6 protein-coding genes and 1 pseudogene are annotated in these 6,065 nt (G+C 62.4%); 5 read left to right on the top strand and 2 right to left on the bottom strand.

Annotation, left to right across the window (positions count from 1 at the left end; genetic code table 11):
- Positions 1 to 208: 208 nt before the first annotated feature.
- A complete protein-coding gene (locus D3A59_RS24450) occupies positions 209 to 2,248 on the bottom strand; it encodes an ATP-binding protein (RefSeq protein WP_119157916.1) in 2,040 nt (679 codons plus the stop codon).
- A 242-nt stretch (positions 2,249 to 2,490) separates the two neighbouring features.
- On the opposite strand from D3A59_RS24450, the pseudogene D3A59_RS26560 reads away from it, so the two are divergent.
- Positions 2,491 to 2,731: pseudogene (locus D3A59_RS26560) on the top strand (IS5/IS1182 family transposase); the annotation flags it as partial.
- 150 nt (positions 2,732 to 2,881) lie between these two features.
- Here the strand turns inward: D3A59_RS26560 and D3A59_RS24445 are convergent.
- The gene (locus D3A59_RS24445; RefSeq protein WP_119157915.1) at positions 2,882 to 3,406 is read right to left on the bottom strand and encodes a hypothetical protein; all 525 of its coding nucleotides are present in this window, start codon (positions 3,404 to 3,406) and stop codon (positions 2,882 to 2,884) included.
- A gap of 516 nt (positions 3,407 to 3,922) precedes the next feature.
- Between D3A59_RS24445 and D3A59_RS24440 the strand changes: the two genes are divergently transcribed.
- From D3A59_RS24440 to D3A59_RS25715, 4 genes are all read left to right on the top strand, one after another.
- A complete protein-coding gene (locus D3A59_RS24440; RefSeq protein WP_119157914.1) occupies positions 3,923 to 4,519 on the top strand; it encodes a hypothetical protein in 597 nt (198 codons plus the stop codon).
- Entirely contained in the window at positions 4,503 to 4,883 is a 381-nt protein-coding gene (locus D3A59_RS24435) for a hypothetical protein (RefSeq protein WP_119157913.1), read from the top strand. Before D3A59_RS24440 ends, D3A59_RS24435 begins: the two co-directional genes overlap by 17 nt.
- A gap of 74 nt (positions 4,884 to 4,957) precedes the next feature.
- Positions 4,958 to 5,284, top strand: coding sequence for a hypothetical protein (locus tag D3A59_RS24430; RefSeq protein ID WP_119157912.1), 327 nt, complete (start codon positions 4,958 to 4,960; stop codon positions 5,282 to 5,284).
- A gap of 3 nt (positions 5,285 to 5,287) precedes the next feature.
- On the top strand, positions 5,288 to 5,482 hold the full coding sequence (locus D3A59_RS25715) for a hypothetical protein (protein WP_157991696.1): 195 nt from the start codon (positions 5,288 to 5,290) through the stop codon (positions 5,480 to 5,482).
- Positions 5,483 to 6,065 lie beyond the last annotated feature (583 nt).

Genomic DNA, 6,065 nt, shown 5'->3' with positions numbered 1-6,065 from the left:
TAACTCCGTCCGGGGTCAGGGGAATCTCGCTCTCAATCTATTTGCGCAACAAAGCCAGGGGAAGGTACCCGTGGGAGGCGAGGACTTGTAGACCGCCGCGCCCGCTTTCCGATGGAGGGGCGTCAGCAATGGAGTCCAAGCTTGTCGCAGGTCCTGCGGCAAAGATGTCAGGAAAGTACTGGTGTGCTGCGGCAGGCGCCCGGATGAGTCAACTGATCCGACTCCTTCGTGGCCGGTAGTGCCAGATTTCCTGCAGGAAGGCACGCAACGCATCCAGTTGCACCGGTTTGACCAGATGGTGGTCAAATCCAGCCTCCATCGCTCCTGCACGGTCGCTCTCCTGGCCGTAACCTGTGAGGGCCACCAGCACCGCATCGGCCGTTTCGGGCATGCTTCGCAAGCAGCCGGCAAGTTCGTAGCCATTCATCTCCGGCATGCCGATGTCGAGAATGGCCACATCCGGCCGGAAGGACCTGAACTGCTCGATCGCCTCGTGGGGCCAGTGCGAGACAGCCGTCTCGTAGCCGCAGGTCTCAAGGAACAAACCCAATGTGATGGCCGCATCTTCGTTGTCGTCGACGATCCCCACCCGCAGCCCACCATTGCGCTCTTCCTGACGGGGCGATGCAGGGCTCTTGTCTTGGGGGGCAGCAGGCTTGCGCGGCAGCGTCACCGTGAACGTACTCCCTCGGCCGGAGCCTTCGCTGCGTGCCTCGACACTGCCGCCATGCAGCGCGACCAGGCTGCGCACCAGCGCCAGGCCAATGCCCAATCCCCCTTCGGTCCTATCGGCGCTGCGCTCGCCCTGGGTGAACAGTTCGAAGCACTGGTCTATCAGCTCCTGGCTCATGCCACTTCCGTTGTCGACGACGCTGATCTCCACAACGTCTGGCTGGACGTCAAGGGCCACCCGGACGTGGCCACCGCTCGGGGTGTACCTGGCTGCGTTGTTGAGAAGGTTCGAGACAATCTGCACTAGCCGGTCGCGGTCGCCGTCTATGACGGCTGACTCGGAAGAGATATGCAGTGACAGTTCATGCCCTTTTTTCTCCAGCAGCGGGCGAACCTGCTCGACCGCACTAGCGATGACGGCTTTGGCTTCAACGGCTTGCTTGTCCAAAGCCACTAGCCCACGGGTGACGCGCGACACGTCCAGTAGGTCATCGACCAGGGCGGTCATGTGCTTGGCTTGGCGCGAGATAATGGCCGCCAGTGCTGGTGCGCGCTGCGTGTCCAGGCGTGTGGACGCCAGCACGTGCGCCGCGGAGGTGATCGGCGCCAGCGGGTTGCGCAGCTCATGCGCGAGCATTGCCAAAAACTCGTCCTTGCGCCGGTTGGCTTCGTGCAGTTTGCGTTCGGCTTCTTTGCGCGCCGTGATGTCGCGATAGAACAGCGCCACCCCGTCCTCGGTCGGTACGACGCGCACGTCGAGCCAGAACCTGCGCCCGTCCGGGAAGACGTATATCTGCTCGAGATGGGCCGGGGCCGTGTCCTGCATCGCGCGACGAATGGCGTCACCCACCGGAAGTTCTTCCGAACCCGGCCAGACATCCCAATGAGTCCTGCCGACCAGCTCATGCTCGGGTCGGCCGTCCATCCGCAACCCTCCCGGGCTGATCTCCCGGATGCGGAAGTCAGCATCCAGTTGAACGAAGCCCTCGTCCATCCCGGTAAAGAGGTGGTGGGCGCGATCTCGTTCGCGCCGCAGCGCCTGCGCTGTGCGCTGGTTTTCAGCAAGCAACGCGCTTTGCTCAAACAGCAGCTTGCGCAACTCCATCTGACTCATGATCTGACGCGCCAGCGTCTGCAGGGCGAACTCCTGCTCAGGGGTAAGCCCTTCTGGACGTGGTTCGGTGTCGAGTACGCACAAGGTGCCGAGAGGAAAACCGTCCGCCGTCTTTAGCAGCTCGCCGGCGTAGAAGCGCAAACCTGGACCGCCCGTGACAAGCGGGTTGCTGCTAAAGCGCGGGTCGAGAAGGGTGTCGCAGATGATCATGCGATCACTCTCAAACAGCGCGTGCTTGCAGATCGAGTCGTCAAGCGGCATCTGGCGCACGCCCAATCCCACCTCAGCCTTGAACCACTGCCGTTCACGGGCAATCAGGTTCACTACGGCGATTGGTGCATCGAGCAACTGTGCGGTTAGCTTGACGACATCGTCGAACTCCTGCTCGGTTTCGCTATCGAGGATGTTGTAGCGATCGAGCGCTGCTAAACGGTCTGATTCGGCCCAGCTCGCGCAATCCATGCAGACATCCGCCAAAGGAAACAAAACCGGCTACCGTACCACAGCCGCTGCCGCTTGAGGAGTGAGGCCTCACTGGGATGTTGGAACACACGACGCTCCCCCAGCTGATGCCTTCCCGGCTTATCGTCCCCTTGGGTGGCTCGTCGCACAGCTCACCAACTGAGCCAACAATCGGTCCACATCTATCGGCTTGGGCAATACGAGGGACTTGTAGCGCCGCTCCAGTTGCAGCAATCCCCGACATCAGCGGCGCGTTGACTCGGAACGGAACGATGCGCGCGATCCAGCGCCCGGGGCGCAGCATCTGGACGGCTTGGAGCGGCTACCACCGCCGCAGCCTCGTCGAGCCCAGGAGGCGCTGCTTCACGCTGCTGAGCGAACGTGGCATGGCCCACACCTTCGATCGCCAAGTTGTAGGTGCGCACCGGACTGCTCAACCGCTTCACCGCGCGTGGCCGGTCGCAAACGGTGGCCATGGCATAACCCTGCTCTCAATTCATTTGCGCAACAACGTCGCCTAAGTCCGGACTCCCCACACCCGCTTCTGCCAGTCTAATTACACGACACGCGTTCCTTAATATTTAGGGCGCATCTTCTTAGCCAAGCTTTGCAGACGTGGGGCAGGGAATTTCACTACTTGCCGTCTCGGTCCGAATCGCCAGGCACCGCTCGCTCCACAGTATCGCTGAGTCGATGCCAAGCATCACGCGAGGCATGCTTCGCACGCTCCCATTCTAGGCTGGAAGTCCCACGGTGCGTATCCCAGTCCCTGCCTAGGTTTCCCTCTACCTCATCAAAAGATTGGCCAGGGTAACGGTTATAGGTGTCTACTCCATAACGATAAGCGGGCCCGTAATCGTCGTAACTCGCCCCGCTCGCATACGGACGGCTGGAGTAGTTGTTACGCCAATACTTGTCTTCTTCTGCAGGATCAAAGGCATTCGCTACCCCCTTTCCTGCCAAAGCCCCCACTGCCGCGCCCGCGACTGCACCAATGACGGCCCCGACCGGCCCTGTCAGGCCTCCGACTGCTGCACCGGCAGCGGCTCCACCAGCAATGCCGCCTGCAGCTCCACCCACTACAGCGCCAGCTCCTGTAGCAACGGCATCGGTTTTATCGCTGCCCGTCCGGTTCGGGTTGTTGTCGTGATCGTTCATAAAAAGCTCCTTTATTTGCTCAAACTCTATCCCTTTAAAGCGCGCGTCTACCTGTGAGGGCGTTAAGCAAAAGCTATACGCCTCACTTTTGAGTGTCTCGGCGGGAGTACGAGACAATAGCAATTCAGCAAGCGTTGTGCCTAAGGTTCAGGCTGTGTTGTCTCAATTCCGTTCCATGGTATTTTTGACTTTGATAGGCTGTATTTGCGGCAATTTCTCATATATATGATTTTTATGGGGAAAACTAGCTGCCCGCAAGTTCCCCATACCGCAACCTAACTCTGCAAGGCAAACCATGACTCCCATCTCCCACACCACCTTCTCGCTCAGCTCCTGGGAGCCGGCGCTGCCGCGTCGGATTGACCTCGATCTACGCAGCCGCCTACGCCGCTGACCAGGGCGACCCGATCACCCCCTGAGCGCCACAGCTCGGGGCAGCTCTCCCTTCCGGAACCCCCTTGGCCATAACGGCCCTGGGGGTTTCGCCTTTCTGGCCCACCGGCAAGAAGACTCCACATGATCCCCACCCAATCCCTGCTTCTCATCAAAGACGCTGCAGCACCCAAGGCCGGTGCCTACGCCAACGGTGCCGTCCGCTACCGCCTGCTCACCGACAGCGACCGCAGCGACCTGTACTTCGCCATCACGGGCAATCAGGGCGGCTCCGGCTACTTCAGCCGCGAGGTCGTTCCCTTCACAAAGGTCCGCCGATGCGTGGCCGACGTGCAGCCCGGGGCTCCCCTGCCATCGAAGACCTTCAAGCCCGCCTTCGTCGGTCGAAGCACGAACAACCCTGGCTTCCTGGCCGCGATCCTGCGCGCCGAGGGGCTGCTGTCTCCGGCGCCCGACACCGCACACCAGCACGTGATCTCGGGCGACTGGGCTGCATGGCTGGAGAGCCAGCTGGCGCTGCCCGCCGAGCCGCTGCCCGAACCTGCGAGTGACTCAGCCGGAAGCGATAGCAAATCCGTAGTCCAAGCCATTACGGGCGCCGACGACGCAGCCGCGGCAGATCGACTTCCCTCCAAGAAGGGCCGCAAGGAGCAGGCGCACAAGCGCCAGCACCCGACAGCGATGGCAGTGGGGGAGGGCGGCCATGCTGCTGCTCTGTGACCCGCGCCAAGTGCAGGCAGTGCAGGACCCCGAGGTCCGGACACTGCTGGCGCGACGCTTCACCGAGATCGCCGACGGCGAGGAGTTCGACCCGGCCATCTTCGGCTACTTCGTGCTGGCGCAGGCCGGCGACAGCATCGAGGCCATCGAGCAGGCGACCGGCGTGCGCTGGGCTGGTGCGATGGACGGCTTCCTGCACGGCTGGGAGCTCATCACCGGGCACCCGTGCTGCTACGAGGCGGTCTTCGTTCTGGACGACAGCGGCTACGGCGTGGACGTGGTCGTGCCCAAGCACCAGGGCATCGACCCTCGCCTGCTGGGTCTGTGTTCCGAATACGCACTGCCGGAGTCCACCGCCTCCTGATCCCCTTCATCACCCACCCCCGAGCCGAAGCCGCCGCCTGGCGCTTCGGCTCTTTTCATTTCTGACGAGGCTTCATGAACACCAACACCGAAGACCACGATGATGGGGAGCGGGCGGTCTACGGCCGCACCATCAAGTTCTACCCAGGGCAGGTCGCCGTCACCCCGGCAGCGCTTGCCGCACTGGAGAAGCAGGGCCGCTCTCCGCTGGAGTTGCTGGGCCGCCATGTGGCGGGGGACTGGGGCGATCTCTTCGATGAGGACCGGCGCAGCAACGATCAGGCGCTGCGGGGCGGGCATCGCCTGCTGTCGAGCTACGACCTGGGCGGCGATGTCCGAATCTGGGTCATCACCGAGGCAGACCGCCTAGCCACGACCCTGCTGTTGCCCAGCGACTATTGAGCCGTGGACGTCCCGAAATACGTGCGCCCCCTGAACCGACAGGTGGCCGATGCGTTCGATCAGCTCGACGAGGACGCCAAGGAGTTCTATCAAAAGCGGGCGGCGGTGCGGCAGTTCGAGGCAGGGCTGTCGCGGCTGCAGGCCGAACGCCTTGCCCTGCAGGATGTCCGCGACTGGCTGTTGCAGCGGAAATCTTGATCTGCTGCCTCCCTCCCTCACTGCCTCCCTTGTCCGCCAGGGAGGGAGGGACCAACACAACACTTCCGGGCTTCGGCGCGCGATGCACCGGAGATGCACCGGAGGTCAGTGCCGCCGGGCAGTCCCATGTGGTCGGCTGGGCAGCACCTCCAGCATCCCCAACCCGCCATGCAGCGCCCTCGCTGCGGCGTGCCGACGAGGTGCGCGGTCTAGTGAAACGCGGCGCCAACAGGTCCGGGGCCTTCGCCCGCTACTTGACGGCGGCGCGCCTCGTCTTCCCTTGCCTCCCTGTTCCGTAGGGGCCGCTCCAAGAAGGATGTTCGACGAGAACTGAACAACACAATAGGAAGGAACTTCAAGCCTTCTCTGCCACGAGCCGCCGGGTGCCTATGTGCCCAGGCGGCTTTTTTTCATTCCACGATGGAGAGAACACCATGAGAGAGAACCGCACCGTAGAGATGACCGACTGCCGCTGCGAGAAGCTGGCCGGACCGAAAGAGGGCAGCAAGTCCAAGGAGATCGAGTAAGTTAGACTGAGAAAGTAATATTCTCACTTTCTTTGCCTGCGAGGCAGAAGGAGTGA

Origin of the sequence: Caldimonas tepidiphila (assembly GCF_003569765.1) — a bacterium.
GTDB classification, from domain to species: domain Bacteria; phylum Pseudomonadota; class Gammaproteobacteria; order Burkholderiales; family Burkholderiaceae_C; genus Caldimonas; species Caldimonas tepidiphila.
This window is presented reverse-complemented; position numbering and strand designations above follow the sequence as displayed.